Source organism: Thalassolituus sp. UBA675, from assembly GCF_002297765.1.
Lineage (GTDB): Bacteria > Pseudomonadota > Gammaproteobacteria > Pseudomonadales > Oceanobacteraceae > Thalassolituus.
Genome location: NZ_DBNJ01000012.1, coordinates 162864 through 178220, shown reverse-complemented (window position 1 = coordinate 178220; position 15357 = coordinate 162864). Strand labels below are relative to the sequence as shown.

The 15357-nt window shown below is 51.5% G+C and carries 12 protein-coding genes; 7 read left to right on the top strand and 5 right to left on the bottom strand.

Annotation, left to right across the window (positions count from 1 at the left end):
- Positions 1 to 157: 157 nt before the first annotated feature.
- The 5 genes from B3007_RS06505 to B3007_RS06485 all read left to right on the top strand — a co-directional run bounded on the left by B3007_RS06505 (position 158) and on the right by B3007_RS06485 (position 6479).
- Complete coding sequence (locus tag B3007_RS06505) at positions 158 to 1687, top strand: FMN-binding glutamate synthase family protein (protein WP_301378007.1); 1530 nt, start codon at positions 158 to 160, stop codon at positions 1685 to 1687.
- Positions 1688 to 1941: 254 nt separating this feature from the next.
- The gene (gene mqo / locus B3007_RS06500; RefSeq protein WP_301378008.1) at positions 1942 to 3492 is read left to right on the top strand and encodes a malate dehydrogenase (quinone); all 1551 of its coding nucleotides are present in this window, start codon (positions 1942 to 1944) and stop codon (positions 3490 to 3492) included.
- Between the two features lie 130 nt (positions 3493 to 3622).
- Positions 3623 to 4759 (top strand): Re/Si-specific NAD(P)(+) transhydrogenase subunit alpha, encoded by a 1137-nt coding sequence (locus B3007_RS06495; protein WP_068438808.1) that lies wholly within the window; start codon positions 3623 to 3625, stop codon positions 4757 to 4759.
- A gap of 11 nt (positions 4760 to 4770) precedes the next feature.
- Positions 4771 to 5055, top strand: coding sequence for an NAD(P) transhydrogenase subunit alpha (locus B3007_RS06490; RefSeq protein ID WP_068438061.1), 285 nt, complete (start codon positions 4771 to 4773; stop codon positions 5053 to 5055).
- Positions 5056 to 5069: 14 nt separating this feature from the next.
- Positions 5070 to 6479 (top strand): NAD(P)(+) transhydrogenase (Re/Si-specific) subunit beta, encoded by a 1410-nt coding sequence (locus B3007_RS06485; RefSeq protein WP_068438810.1) that lies wholly within the window; start codon positions 5070 to 5072, stop codon positions 6477 to 6479.
- Positions 6480 to 6489: 10 nt separating this feature from the next.
- Here B3007_RS06485 and B3007_RS06480 read toward each other — a convergent pair whose 3' ends face one another.
- From B3007_RS06480 to B3007_RS06460, 5 genes are all read right to left on the bottom strand, one after another.
- On the bottom strand, positions 6490 to 8013 hold the full coding sequence (locus tag B3007_RS06480; protein ID WP_301378009.1) for an FAD-binding domain-containing protein: 1524 nt from the start codon (positions 8011 to 8013) through the stop codon (positions 6490 to 6492).
- A complete protein-coding gene (locus tag B3007_RS06475; protein WP_076515259.1) occupies positions 8010 to 9395 on the bottom strand; it encodes a DASH family cryptochrome in 1386 nt (461 codons plus the stop codon). The genes B3007_RS06480 and B3007_RS06475 overlap by 4 nt, the downstream gene beginning before the upstream one ends.
- A complete protein-coding gene (locus tag B3007_RS06470; protein WP_076515256.1) occupies positions 9395 to 9583 on the bottom strand; it encodes a DUF2256 domain-containing protein in 189 nt (62 codons plus the stop codon). The genes B3007_RS06475 and B3007_RS06470 overlap by 1 nt, the downstream gene beginning before the upstream one ends.
- 1 nt (position 9584) lies before the next feature.
- Entirely contained in the window at positions 9585 to 11114 is a 1530-nt protein-coding gene (locus B3007_RS06465; protein WP_301378010.1) for a cryptochrome/photolyase family protein, read from the bottom strand.
- 105 nt (positions 11115 to 11219) lie between these two features.
- On the bottom strand, positions 11220 to 12125 hold the full coding sequence (locus B3007_RS06460) for a LysR family transcriptional regulator (protein WP_301378011.1): 906 nt from the start codon (positions 12123 to 12125) through the stop codon (positions 11220 to 11222).
- 131 nt (positions 12126 to 12256) lie between these two features.
- On the opposite strand from B3007_RS06460, the gene B3007_RS06455 reads away from it, so the two are divergent.
- Both B3007_RS06455 and B3007_RS06450 read left to right on the top strand, forming a co-directional pair.
- Complete coding sequence (locus tag B3007_RS06455) at positions 12257 to 13519, top strand: 3-hydroxyacyl-CoA dehydrogenase (protein ID WP_301378012.1); 1263 nt, start codon at positions 12257 to 12259, stop codon at positions 13517 to 13519.
- 37 nt (positions 13520 to 13556) lie between these two features.
- Positions 13557 to 15341, top strand: coding sequence for an acyl-CoA dehydrogenase C-terminal domain-containing protein (locus B3007_RS06450; RefSeq protein ID WP_301378013.1), 1785 nt, complete (start codon positions 13557 to 13559; stop codon positions 15339 to 15341).
- The last annotated feature ends 16 nt before the right edge of the window (positions 15342 to 15357 follow it).

Here is a 15357-nt window from a genome sequence, read left to right as displayed (position 1 = left end):
AAACTGTGGGACAGCAGTGGCCCTCCGGCTGCTTTTTTTATGCCCGCTTTTGCTGTTTTAACCGGGGCAACACTCTGTCTTGCCGATATTATTGATAAAGTGACTTTTACGACTCACTGTACTGTTTTACCCTGTGTAGAGACACAGGAGACTCTGCATGACCGACGATATTTTTTATGCCGCCGCCTGGGGCGTTCTTGCTCTGTTAGCGCTCTTTCTGGGTGGGCTTCTACTCGGTACCCTCTGGTTTCTCTGGGCCTATGTATCGGATCGTCTCCAGACCCAGCATACGGTGCGACGCAACTTTCCGGTCATCGGACGCTTCCGTTACATGTTCGAGCACCTTGGAGAATTCTTTCGCCAGTATTTTTTCGCTATGGACCGCGAAGAAATGCCGTTTAACCGGGCAGATCGTAGCTGGGTGTATCGTGCAGCCAAGAACCTGAGTACGACGGTGGCTTTTGGTTCGACCCGGCGTCTGGATACCGCCGGTACCGTGATGTTCGTTAACAGCCCATTTCCTTCATTAAGCAAAGACCTGAGCGAGTCTCAGGTTCTCACCATAGGTAAAAACTGTCGTAACCCATACAGCACCAGCTCGCTGATAAATATTTCTGGTATGAGCTACGGCGCATTGTCTAAACCAGCGGTACAAGCGCTGTCACGGGGCGCGAAGAAAGCGGGCTGTTGGATGAATACCGGTGAGGGTGGCTTGTCGCCGTATCACCTCGAAGGCGACTGCGACATTGTATTTCAGATTGGCACCGCGAAGTACGGAGTACGGAAAGAAGACGGCTCGCTGGACGACGAAAAGCTGATAGAAATCGCACATCGTCCTCAGGTGAAAATGTTTGAAATCAAACTGAGCCAGGGGGCCAAGCCCGGAAAAGGCGGTATTCTGCCCGGCGCCAAAGTCGGCGAAGAGATTGCAGCGATCCGACATATCCCGGTTGGGGAGGACTCAATCAGTCCTAATGGCCAGCCGGAAGTCCGCTCAGTCAGTGATCTGCTCGATATGATTAACCATGTGCGCGACATTACGGGTAAGCCTACCGGGTTCAAAGTCGTACTGGGGGGCAATGATTGGATACGGGACTTGTGTCGTGAGATTCATCTGCGCGGCAAAGACAGTGCGCCTGACTTTATTACCTTAGATGGCGCTGAGGGTGGTACCGGCGCGGCACCCCAATCGTTAATCGATTACATGGGTCTTCCGCTGGCTCAGGCGCTCCCTATGCTTGTGGATACCCTTGATGAATTCGAATTACGTCCACGGATAAAAGTTATAGCCTCAGGCAAACTGATCACGCCCGACCGGGTGGCCTGGGCAATCTGTGTCGGTGCAGACTTTGTAACGTCGGCACGTGGCTTTATGTTCGCACTGGGCTGCATTCAGGCTCTGCAGTGCAATAAAAATACCTGTCCGACCGGTATCACAACCCACGACCCCAGGCTGCAGCGTGGTCTGGTTCCGACAGACAAGGCGGAGCGAGTCGCTCACTTTGCCCGTACTCTTGTTAACGAAGTCGGTGTCATCGCACACAGCTGCGGTGTTGAAGACCCACGCCAGTTACAGCGGCATCATGCGCGTATGGTGCAGCCGAATGGCGAAGCAAGGTTGTTATCAGAGTTATACGGGAAGGAAGGCTTCCACCCACCTACCGAAGGCGCTGCCGAGGCCTCCTGAAAGTATCTCCTCTCCGCGGCAGGGTAAGGCTGCCGCTTGTCCACAACCTGACTTTCGTATAACCCGTATGGATACGCAAACATTTATCTATAAGCTCTGACTTATACTTATAATAAAAAACTATACAGATTAGCTGTTCAGCGTTCGTTGTATCATAGGCACATATTAAGACAGTCAGGGCCACAAGCCCGGTAGTCACTGCGCACACCCGCGCTAATCGGACAATATGATCTTCGCCTACTGGAGAAATCAAGATGGCAACGAATAAAGTAGATGCACTGCTCGTGGGCAGTGGCGTAATGAGCACAACACTGGCGACATTACTAAAGAAACTGGATTCTTCGTTGAATATCCTGATGGTAGAGCGCCTGGATCAGGTTGCAGCCGAAAGTACTGACGGCTGGAATAACGCCGGTACAGGTCACGCGGGCTACTGCGAACTCAATTACACACCTCAGGGTGCTGATGGCAATGTAGCTATCGAACGAGCGCTCACTATCAATGCCAATTACGAAATCTCTCAGCAGCTGTGGTCGTCTCTCGTCGAATCTGGCGACTTGCCATCCCCCGATCAATTTATTAATTCAACGCCGCATATCAGCTTTGTCTGGGGCAAAGAGAATGTTGAGTTTCTGCGCAAGCGTTACGAAAAGCTGAAAGACCATCACCTGTTTGCTGACATTGAGTACAGCGAAGATACTCAGACCCTGACCGAGTGGATGCCACTCGTGATGGGTGAGCGCGCTGACGGCGAGCCTGTTGCAGCGACACGCGTTGCTTACGGTGCTGACGTTGATTTCGGTTCTCTTACCCGCAACATGGTCGCCAGCCTGGAAAAGCAAAATGATTTTGACCTGCGTCTTGGCCATGAAGTTACCGCACTGAAAAAGAACGGCGGCAACAACTGGCACGTTACTATCAAAAATCGCAGCACAGGTAAGAAAGAAGCGATCACGGCAGGATTTGTATTCCTGGGTGCTGGTGGTGGTGCGTTACCGCTGCTGCAGAAATCAGATATTCCTGAAAGTAAAGGCTACGGCGGTTTCCCGGTATCAGGGCAGTGGCTGGTATGCCAGAACGAAGATGTAATTAAACAGCATCATGCCAAGGTGTACGGCAAAGCAGCCATTGGAGCACCTCCTATGTCGGTGCCACACCTCGACACACGTATCATTAATGGCAAACCTGCATTGTTGTTCGGGCCATATGCTGGGTTCACAACGCAATTTCTTAAGGCAGGATCACGTCTAGATCTGTTAAAATCCGTCAGCGCTAATAATCTGAAACCCATGATCGACGTAGGCCTGAATAACATGGATCTGACCCGCTATCTGATTAGCGAGGTAATGCAGTCACACAAAGACCGTGTTGCAACACTCCAACAATACCTGCCTTCTGCTAAAGCAGAAGACTGGACGCTGGCACATGCTGGTCAGCGCGTGCAGATTATTAAGAAAGATGAAAAAGGCCGCGGCAAGCTTGAGTTCGGCACCGAACTGGTTGCTGCTGAAGACGGTACTCTGGCTGCGTTACTGGGTGCATCTCCGGGTGCATCCGTGGCTGCCCAGGCTATGATCGAAGTATTAGAGCGCTGTTTCCGTATGCGTATGGACGGTGGTTGGAAATCAAAACTGAAGGCTCTGGTGCCTTCTTACGGTGAATCTTTGGTAGATAACGCACATCTGCTGCAGGATATTCGTCGTCATACTCTGACTACTCTGGGGTTGCAGGCAGTCGCCGGCAAGGAGACCTCAGGCGAAACTCACCACCAGGAACGACAGGAGCAACGCCGTTCCTTTGGCTGACAGACGTTTCATGTAGTTAATTCCATATTTACAAAAAAGCCGCTTATGCAGTCAGTAACCTGACCGCAGGCGGCTCTTGTTTGTTTTAAAAACTTCAGACTTTAAATTTAAATTAACAGGAGTACTAACCATGCTGATTGGTGTACCTAAGGAAATTTATCCTGGGGAAGCCCGGGTTGCCATTATACCTTCGGGTATACAGGCACTACTGGACAAAGGCTTTTCAGTCGTTGTTCAGGAGGGTGCAGGCGATGGCGCACACTTTGGTGACGAAGAATATCGTGCATGCGGTGCAAGCATTGCCCCGTCTGCAGAGTCTCTTTATGAGCAAGCCGATATTATTCTGAAAGTGCGCAACCCTCAGGAAGAAGAGCTGCCTCTGCTGAAAGAAAACAGCACGCTGATCTGCCTGATGGACGCCTGGTTTAATCTGCCAATGGTAGAAAAGCTGGCGGCACAGAAAGTACGCTCTTTCGCTCTGGAATTTATTCCACGTACAACCCGTGCACAGTCTATGGACGTACTCAGCTCGATGGGTGCAATCAGCGGTTACCGTTCTGTACTGACCGGCGCTATGGCTCTGCCTCAGTATTTCCCGATGCTGATGACTGCAGCGGGCACCATCCACCCGGCTAAAGTATTCATAATCGGTGCAGGTGTTGCCGGTCTGATGGCTATTTCTACTGCCCGTCGTCTGGGTGCTGTTGTAGAAGCGTACGATACGCGTGCCGAAGTACGTGAGCAGGTTGAATCTCTGGGCGCTAAATTCGTTGAATTCGACCTTGAAACGGAAGAAGGCAACAGCTCTGGTTACGCTAGCGAGAAATCAGAAGAATTTTATCGTAAGCAGCGTGAGCAGATGACCACCAAGATCTCTCAGGCAGATCTGGTAATTACGACCGCTGCTATTCCAGGTAAGCCATCTCCTCGTCTGATCACCAAAGACATGCTGCACTACATGAAAAAAGGTTCAGTGATTGTCGATCTGGCAGCAGAGCGTGGCGGTAACGTCGAAGGCACTGTGGCGAACGACAAAGTATACCTCGATGGCGTGACGATCATCGGTTATACCGACCACCCGGGTCGTGTTCCTGTGCATGCTTCCCAGCTTCTGACCAAAAACATTTCTACCTTCCTGCTGAACATGGCGGACGAAGGTGACCTGTCTGTAAATATGGAAGACGATATCGTCGCGGCTACCCTGGTAACCGAAGACGGTGAAGTAAAACACGAAGGGCTCAGTGCTCAACTGGCTGGTAACGCGTAAGGAGTAGTCTTATGGAAATGTTTATCCTGAGCCTCACGATTTTTGTGCTGGCTGTATTCGTTGGTGTGGAAGTGATTAACAAAGTACCGCCAACTCTGCACACGCCGCTTATGAGTGGTACTAACGCTATTTCGGGCATTGTTGTTGTGGGTGCCATCATCAGTTCTGGCGGCAGCGAGCACACGACGGTCCTGTCGACGGTTCTGGGTGTTGCAGCGATCGCGCTGGCGACCATCAATATTGTGGCGGGCTTTATGGTTACCGACCGCATGCTCAACATGTTTAAAAAGAAGTAAGGGGCGATTAATTCATGGAAACTGTAATTAACATCGGTTATCTGGTCGCCGCCGTACTCTTTATTCTCGGCATTAAAGGCATGACCAAGCCAAAGACAGCGGTTCGTGGTAACCAGATGTCGGCAACGGGTATGCTGGTGGCGATTATTGCTGCGCTGCTCGACAATAACGTTGTCAGCTACGAATACATCATTATTGGTGTGCTGATCGGCGGTGCAATCGGTGCGTTTATCGCCAAGAAAGTCGCAATGACAGATATGCCAGAACTGGTTGCTGCATTGAACGGTATCGGTGGTGGTGCATCCCTGTTGGTGGCATCGGCTAACTACCTTGAAAGCCAGAAGCTGGCTGAGATGGGTCAGTTTGTTCCTACGTACGATTGGTCTATCGCCGTTATTCTGTCGATTCTGATCGGTGCTGTGACTCTGACCGGTTCTTTTATCGCGGTTGGTAAGCTAAAAGGAAAAATCGGCGACGCTAAGCAGGTCCGCCTGTTCAAGTGGATTGTAAAACTGAGCCTGGCAGCTCTGCTGGCGGGTGCAGCTTACTTTGCTGCGGTTGATCCTGTTAACTCTGATCTGCTGATCGCGGGTCTGATTATTCTGTGTCTGATTCTGGGTATCTGTCTGGTAATGCCAATTGGTGGCGCAGACATGCCGGTAGTGGTTGCACTGCTGAACTCCTACTCAGGTCTGGCGGGTGCGGCTGCGGGTTTCGTGCTGGGCAACAATGGCCTGATCATTACCGGTTCTCTGGTAGGCGCATCCGGTATCATCCTCACCAGCATCATGTGTAAAGCAATGAACCGCTCACTGACGAACGTTCTGTTCGGTGGCTCTATGTCTGAAAGCTCAGGCGTAAGCCGTTCAGAAAACGATGCTTTCTACGAAGGCAAAGTGAAGTTCTCTTCCGCTGACGAACTGGCGATGCTGCTTGATGGCGCTCAGAACGTTGTATTTGTTCCGGGTTACGGTTTGGCGGTTGCACAAGCTCAGCACGCGACACGTGAACTGGCTGGTATGCTGGAGAAGCAGGGTGCGAAAGTTAAATACGCAATTCACCCGGTTGCCGGTCGTATGCCGGGCCACATGAACGTACTGCTGGCGGAAGCGGAAGTACCGTACGATCAGCTGGTAGAAATGGACGCGATCAACCCTGAATTCTCGCAGACTGATGTTGCGATTGTTCTGGGTGCGAACGACGTTGTTAACCCAGCGGCTGCAGAAGATCCGAATTCACCTATCTTCGGTATGCCAATTCTTGATGTACACCATGCTAAGACTGTCGTTGTTGTTAAACGTGGTCTGTCACCTGGCTTTGCAGGTATTCCTAACGAACTCTTCATCCGTGATAACTCACTCATGGTGGCAGGCGATGCTAAGAAGGTTCTGCAGGATACAATTTCGGCGTTGAAGGACCTGTAAAGTTCGCTGTTTAAAACAACGTCATTTGGCCCGCATCGCGGGCCTTTTTTTTGCCTGTCATTCGTCGGCTTGAATTACGCTTTCGCGAGCCATGCTTTTCACCGATTACCTGAGCAGTGGTAAAGAATTCAGAGTCACGAACGGATTTCAGGTCGGCTCTGGCTCGTCGGGTTGCCGCGGCGAAGTCGACCAGAGGAGCAGGGTAGTCTTCGCCAATAATACAGTGTGAATTTTCCTGAATTGCTCGTGGCATTAACCAGGGCTCGAAGATCCATTGATCTGAGACATGCTGTAATTCGGGCACCCAACGACGTACAAACAGACCTTTGGCATCCAGTCGTTGCGCCTGAAGGATAGGGTTGTACATGCGCGGAATATTAATCCCGGTAGTCCCTGCCTGCATCTGCACCTGCGGATAGTGAATGCCCGGCTCATAATCGGTAAACAGAGATGCCAGATAGCGCGACACAGGTTGCCAGGGCAGAGCTAGGGGGTAGGATGCGATCGAAATCAGCATGGCACGCATGCGGAAGTTTACCCAGCCGTTGGCAATTAAGTAGCGCATGGAGGCATCGACCATCGGCCAGCCAGTGTTGCCTGTTTTCCAGGCCTCGAATTTTTCCTCATCGAAAGGGCGGTTGAGCTGCTCTGTCAGTGGATGAAGATTCTGAATTTCCATATCCGGCTGATCTTCGAGCTTCTGAATAAAATGGCAGTGCCACCACAGCCGGGATTCAAATGCCGACAGACTCGCCTTCCAACGCCCTTCCGCTGCTCGCCGCCGGTTTTGAACCGCCTGCACAAGCTCGCGCATACCGATGCAACCCACTGCCAGATAAGGGCTTAACCGTGAGCAGCCATTTTCTGCTGTTAATGGAGAGCTGATTGAGCCACGGTAGTATTCGCCGCGTTGGTTCAGAAAGTCCGAGAGTATTTTTACACCTTCTTCACGCCCTCCTTTTTGCGGCTGCTGCACAGAAGGCAGCTGGCAGGAAATACGCTCTGGAAGTTGTTCGGGTTTCAGAAAATTCTCGTTTCGATCAAGGGTCAGGAAATTAATGTGATCGGGTATTGGATATTGCGTCTGCGTCATCCATTGATTCCAGTGGGATGCCCAGTCATCGCGATTACGGTTAGGCCGTCGCACGCCGTTCTGCGGGTATTCTGTCCACGGAATATTGGATTTCTTAAGTAGCTTTTTTAATTTCAGATCACGTGAGAAAGTCCAGAGATTGCCAGTTTCTTCATGGCTGTGAATCCCCTGAATGTTCAGAACTTCTGTCAGCTTATTAAAACGAAGCACCGCATCTCCGCTCATACAGATGAGTTCGCCACCGAGCCTTTTCAGTTGTTGATTCAGATCGATCAGGGCTTCCCGTGTGAATGCCCACTGGCGTTGACTGGTGTCATCCAATTGCCAGTAATCAGGCTCAAAAATATAGAGTGCCAGTACCGTTCCCGATTGCGCAGCGTGCCAGAGTGCAGAGTGATCCTGTAAGCGCAGGTCACGCTTAAACCATACTATTTGCGTCATGATTTAATATCAAAAGCGGGTACGGTAACGACGGGCGGAGGGAAGGACGCGAGAAGTTTTCTTCCTGCCTGATGATCAAGAACGTCCTGCAGACTATTCTCTTCTATTTCCGGGCACCACCGCCTGATATGACTGAGTTCTGGATCATATTGATGAAGCTGTTTGTTCAGGTTGAACTCACGAACGGGTCTTGGGTCGTGACCGACACCTGCAAGGTAGGCCCAATTTCCATAGTTACTGGCAACGTCAAAGTCGCACAGATACATCTCAAACCAGCGGGCACCCAGTCGCCAGTCCAGCTTAAGTTGGTGAATAAAGTAGCTGGCCATATTCTGGCGCAGGCGGTTTGAAACAAAGCCGGTATGTCTTAGCTCGCGCAGTCCTGCATCAATCATAGGGACGCCCGTACTGGCATTACACCAGGCTTGCCAGTGGACACTATTGTCTGAAGCTTCGATTTTCTTTCTCTGGATTCCTGAGCGTGCAAACAATCGGTCGCCATGCACTCGCATTGACCAGTGGAAGTACTCCCGCCAGAGCAGTTCGAATCTGAGCCAGTAGGTATGCTCTGTCTCACCATAGCTGGCTTCAAACTTAAGTATTTCATGCCAGATATAACGCGGCGATAGACAGCCCCAGGCAAGCCACGGACTGAGACGACTACTGAAGTTCTCACCGGTCAGTGCGTTCCTCGTTTCTTTATAATGAGTGATGGCTTTATCGTCCCACACATAACGACTTAGCCACTCTATCCCTGGTCTTTCTCCTCCATGACAGCCGAGTGAAACCGCGTATTCGCTGCCTGGCCAGCTGATAGAGGCACTGGTTCTCAGTGGTTGTTCATGGATGTGAAGGCGGGTTGTTTCTGCGCTTTCAGGGATATAAAAAAGCTCTGGTCTTTTTTCGACCGTTTTTCTGAATTTAGAAAAAGATGCAGGAAAGTCGTTCAGTAAGGTGGCCATTTGTGCCTGACTGAAGAGTGTCTGACTTTCGTAGGTCACCAGATCAATGTCGTATTCTTTAACCGCTTCCAGCCACTCTTGTTCTTCAGGGGCCTGCGCATCCGAGGTGAGCAGCCTTATGTCGCCACACAGCTCATCTCTGAGTCGAGTAATGATGTCGACTGGGTGACCATGATACATATTGAAGTTAATGGTCTGATCTTCAAGCTGTCGATGAAGATCAATCAATGAGGCTCGCAGGAAATGTGCTTTCGCGCTTCCCAGCCTACTCATGCCATCATCATCTGTATTCAGCCAATGCTCAGGTAAAATATAAATGACAGCGAGAGGGGCGCCGTGTTCTACGGCCAGCCGAAACCCCTCATGATCATGGAGGCGCAGATCATTCCGCAGCCATAATACTTGAGTCGTCTTTTGCATCAGAACTCGTCCTCCACACTCGCGCTGGCGCACAGATTTGCAGCGGGTGTTGATTTAGCAGCGCGCTTACAGCGCTGTGAGCAATAGTGCACGTTTTCCCAGTCACGCGCCCATTTTCTCCGCCAGCAAAAAGGGCGTTTGCAATAGGCACAGTTTTTCTCTGGAAGATTTACTTTTTTATGGGGCATATCAAAGATCGTCCAGTCGACTGAGAAGGTCATCCGCACGGGCAATAATCCGGTCTTTCTTGTCGTCTTTCATTTTGTCCAAGGTCCGGTAAATCATTCCCATACGGTGGTTGTTTTTGAAATCCTCACGGTGACGGTCGATAAAATGCCAGTACAGACTGTTAAAGGGACAACTCTCTTCCTCCACCTGAGTTTTGACTGAGTAATGGCATTGCGAGCAGTAATCCGACATTTTATGAATGTAGTTTCCGGAAGCTGCATAGGGCTTGCTCCCCAGATATCCACCGTCGGCATGCATGACCATGCCAAGTGTGTTGGGAAGCTCAACCCAGTCGTAGGCATCGGCGTATACCGCGAGATACCAGTCACAGATTTCTTCAGGTTTAATTCCGGTAAGTAACGCGAAGTTACCCGTGACCATTAAGCGCTGAATATGATGTGCGTAGGCATGATCAAATGTGTTTTTAAAACAGTCGGCCATGCAGGCCATCTTCGTATCGCCATCCCAGTAATAGCGGGGCAGTGAGCGCTTGTTCTTCAGCGTGTTCTGTTTCGCGTATCGGGGCATGTGAAGCCAGTAAATACCTCGCACGTACTCGCGCCAGCCGATAATCTGGCGAATAAAGCCTTCTACTGCATTCAGGGGGGCACGATCTTCGTCCCAGGCACGTTGGGCAGCATCACATACTTGTTTCGCTGTCAGTAATCCGCAGTTCAGGTAGGGAGAGAGCAGGCTATGAAACAAGGCTTTTTCACCGCGCACCATAGCGTCCTGAAAATCACCGAAATTGCTGAGGCAATGCTGAATAAAAAAGCCTAGCGCGGTTGAAGCCTGGCTTCTTGTAGTCGCCCAGTGAAATTCATCGAGCGAGCCTGGGTGATCTGCGAAGTTCTTTTCGACCAGCTCTATGACTTCACGGTCGATATCATCGCGTTCAAACACAGGAGGGTTAGGAAAGGGAGTTTTGTCATCCCACTTTTTGCGGTTATCGGCGTCGTAATTCCATTGTCCGCCCTCTGGGTTGTCGTCTTTCATCAGGTAACCAGTTTTACGGCGCATTTCCCGATAAAAGTATTCCATACGTAGTTGCTTGCGACCGTCGGCCCAGTCTGCGAACTCTTTTGTTGTGGCGATAAAGCGATCGTCGCCATACACATCGACCGGGATGTTCAGTGATTTTGACCATTCCCGGTCCATCGCATTCTGCAAACGGTATTCACCACACTGGGTCAGGATCAGGCGCTCAGCCGAATACTCTTTTGCATAGTGCTTCACTACGTCGAACAGGGATTTGAAGTTTCCCTGACTGTTGTATTCGTAGTAATCCACCTGCCACCCCGCATCTCTCAACTCCTGTGCAAAATGGCGCATGGAGCTGAAGAGCAGAGCGATCTTCTGTTTGTGGTGTTTTACGTAGGTGGCCTCATCGCGGACTTCGGCCATGATCAGCCGGTCCACCTTCGGATCGAGAACGCGAAGGCTTGCGAGGTCGTGTGTCAGCTGGTCGCCGAGAATCAGCCCGAGGTGCATAAGTTATACATTTCTACGTTGTTTGGTATAACTAATGTATAACTATATGGCTGGATTTGCCAGTGTGCGAGTCCGTCAACGACGCGGGTTGCGACGGTTCATCCGTCAGATCTCAGTAAATTCCTGCTGTAAAGTGCTGATAAGCCACTCCAGTGCGAGGTCATCGCCCCGCAAGGAAGATGTGATAATGTCGACATCAAACGGTGGTATCGGCAGAGGCAGCGAAGCCAGCGCGATAGGTAGCAGCCCTGCATACTGGTCGGCCATGCGTTTTGGCAGCACTACGACCATATCGTTGCCAATGATGAGATGCGTGGCGCCAAGGTAATTGGGCGTGACAAGAACGATCTCACGCTCAAGGTTGTTATCGTCCAGCCACATATCGACAACCCCCCGGTGTTGCCCACCCGATACCCATATGTGGCGTAAGCCAAGAAATCGTTCCAGATCCAGCCCGGAGGTCAGGTCCAGTTGCTGTGGGTCATAGGCGACAACCAGATCCTCCTTCAGAAATCCTGTGCGGCGAATGCGGGGCGGCAGCTCTCCGAAGCGTCCGATGCACAGGTCTAAGTTGCCATCTTCAAGCGCTTTCGTCGGCGTATCCGGTGGCAGATCAAGAATGTCGAATTCGATTCCGGGCGCCGTTGTGCGCATGTAAGCCAATAAACGTGGCATCAGCGCCAGTTCGGCGTAGTCTGTAGTCGCTATCCGAAAACGGCGGCGGCTGGATTGAGGATCAAATTGATGACCGCCGGACAACGTGGTCTCGATTTGTTGAATGGCCTGACGTATCGGCCCTTCCAATGATAATGCCAGTGCCGTCGGTTGCATGCCCTGTGCGGTGCGGATCAGCAGTTGATCGTCGAGCAGGCTGCGCAGGCGGTTGAGAGCATTGCTGATGGCCGGCTGGCTCAGAGCCAGCTGGTCGGCGACCCGCGATACGTTGCGCTCGCGCATGAGGGCGTCAAAGATGACCAGCAGGTTGAGGTCAAAGTTGCGGATATTCATCATCACAATAAGCTATATCACTATGTTTAATTTCATGTGCTTCTTCAATCTTGGTCAGAATGAGCCCAGAAGCTGATCGAATAAGCATAACAACTCAATAGTAACCCGGATAACAATCCGGACAGGCAAGGTATATGACTCAAGCGAATCTCCCCTCAAGCGTAAACGACATCCAGCAGGTTGCAGTGATTGGTGCGGGCACCATGGGCCGCGGCATTGCTATCTCATTCGCGAATGCAGGCATCAAAGTGACTCTGCTCGACCTGAACGAAGACGTACGGGCGCAAGCTATGAGCTACATCGAAGGCATCTATGCCGGCATGGTAAAGCGTGAGCGTATCACTCAGGCTCAGGCGGACGAGCGCCTGGCCTGCTTCAGCCTGAGCGGAGACTACGCTGACATTGCCGATGTGCAGCTCGCGATTGAAGCGGTCTACGAAAATATCGACCTGAAAAAAACCATCTTCAAGCAGTTGGATGAAACGCTGAATGCGAACGCTATCCTTGCGACCAACACGTCATATCTCGATGTTGATGCCATTGCCGCGGCGACTTCACGCCCAGAGCAGGTACTCGGTCTGCACTTCTTCAGCCCAGCACACATTATGAAGCTGCTTGAGATTGTTCGCGGTGAGAAGACTGCTCCTGCGGTACTGCAGCTGGCTGAAGATCTGGGCCAGCACATTGGCAAAGTCGCCGTTGTCGCAGGTAACTGCCATGGCTTTATCGGTAACCGCATGCTGGAGCCTTATGTGTTTCAGGCGCGCCGACTGCTGTTAGAGGGAGCACTGCCAGCGCAGGTCGATAGCGCATTGCAGAACTTTGGTATGGCGATGGGCCCGTTCCGTATGTACGACGTTGTCGGTATTGATCTTGAGTGGCGCTCGCGTCAGCTCTCGGGAGTGCAGCTCCCTGAAGGCTCTCCTGAAGAACTGAATGTCCGTGTGGACAACCAGCTCTGTGAACAGGAGCGCTTCGGTCAGAAATCAGGTAAAGGATACTACCGCTACGAAAAAGGCAGCCGTGAGGCCATCGTCGACGAATCGGTTGAAGCATTGATAGTCGAAACTTCAGAAAAAGCCGGCTTCACCCGCCGAGATATCAGCGATGAGGAAATCGTTGATCGCTGCATTCTTGCGCTGGTGAACGAAGGCGCGAAAATCCTTGAAGAGGGCATTGCCCGCAACAGTGCCGATATCGATAAGGTCTACCTGAATGGTTACGGCTTCCCGAAAGAGCGCGGCGGCCCTATGGCATACGCCGATGAGTGCGGTTTAAGCGATATTCTTGCTCGTACACAAGCACTGACCGATAAGTTCGGTGAGGCATGTGCGCCAGCTCCGTTGCTGAAAAAACTCGCCGAAAGTGGCGGTAAGTTTTCAGATATCGCTAACTGATACCCAGAAAATAATAAATTAAAAACAGGTTACAGATATGACAGCCTATAAAGCCCCTTTGCAGGATATGCGTTTCGTATTGCACGAAGTACTCGACGCTACTTCACATTTTGCCCGCCTCGGTCGTGATGATCTGACGGCAGAAATTGTCGATGCCGTTCTGGAAGAAGGCGCAAAATTTAATGAGGGCGTACTGGCACCGCTGAACCGTAGTGGTGACGAAGAAGGGATTCACTTTGAAAATGGTGAAGTAAAAACACCGGAGGGTTTCCCAGAGGCGTATCAGCAGTTCTGTGAAAACGGCTGGGCCTCGATGACCGGCAGTGAAGAGTTTGGCGGTCAGGGCTTTCCTGTATCGATGGCGGCGCCATTTCAGGAAATGATGATGAGCGCCAATCTGTCGTTCCGTGTGTATACCGGCCTGACGGACGGTGCTGTGTTCGCGCTGAACATGCATGGCAGCGACGAGCTTAAAAATACGTATCTTCCGAAAATGGTCTCCGGCGAATGGACCGGCACCATGTGTCTGACCGAACCTCATGCCGGTACTGACCTTGCCCTGCTGCGCACCAAAGCCGAGCCACAGGCAGACGGCAGTTATGCAATCTCTGGCACCAAGATTTTTATCAGTGGTGGTGAGCAGGACATGACCGACAATATTGTTCATCTTGTACTGGCTCGCCTGCCGGACGCACCACCTGGGGTGAAAGGCATTTCGCTCTTCCTTGTGCCAAAAGTGCTCGAAGACGGCAGCCGCAACCCAGCGGTATGCGGCTCGATAGAGCACAAGATGGGCATCAAAGCCGCAGCAACCTGTGTGATGAATTTTGATAACGCTAAAGGCTGGCTTGTCGGTACAGAAAACCGCGGTCTGGCGTGCATGTTTACCATGATGAACGATGCACGTTTCCAGGTGGGCCTGCAGGGTCTGGGTGTTGCTGAAATGGCGTATCAGGGCGCCGTCGAATACGCTATTGACCGTTTACAGTCGCGTTCGCTTTCTGGTCCGAAAGCACCAGAGAAAGCGGCCGATCCGATTATTGTTCACCCCGATGTACGCCGTATGCTGCTGACTCAGAAAACGTTGGTCGAAGGCTGCCGTATTCTTGCGTACGAAGCGGCTCAGTATCTGGATATGGAGCAACACCATCCTGACGTTGAAGAACGTGAAAAGGCCGCAGTGCGCGCTGCGCTGCTGATCCCGGTTGTGAAATCCTTCCTCACTGATATGAGCGCAGAAGCCGCTAACCTGGGCATGCAGGTGTATGGTGGCCATGGCTTTATTCGCGAATGGGGCATGGAGCAACTGGTACGCGATGGTCGTATCACTCAGATTTATGAGGGCACCAACGGTATTCAGGCATTGGATCTGATGCGTCGCAAAGTGATGGGCGATCAGGGTGCCGAGCTTTCTAAATTGCAGGACGAAATTGACGCTTTATGCGAAGCGAACGATCTGCATGAATCTTTGCGTGAGCAAGTCGCTGCACTCACTTCCATGAATGCTCACTGGCGTAAGCTGGCGCAGGACATCATCAAGCGTGCGGCCAATAATCCGGAAGAAATCGGCGCCTGTGCGACCGACTTCCTGAATTTCTCATCGTATGTTCTTCTGGCTTACGGTTGGCTACGTATGGCGCTGACAGCGCAGAAGAAGCTTGATGAAAAGTCGGGCGATCAGGATTTTTATGAAGGGAAACTGGCCTCATCGCGTTTCTATTTTGAGCGTATTCTGCCGCGTGCAGAATTGCATCGCCAGGTACTACAAACGTCGGCTGATAACCTGTTTGGCCTGACAGCAGAGCAGTTTGTCCGCCACTAAATAATCAGCAGAGAAT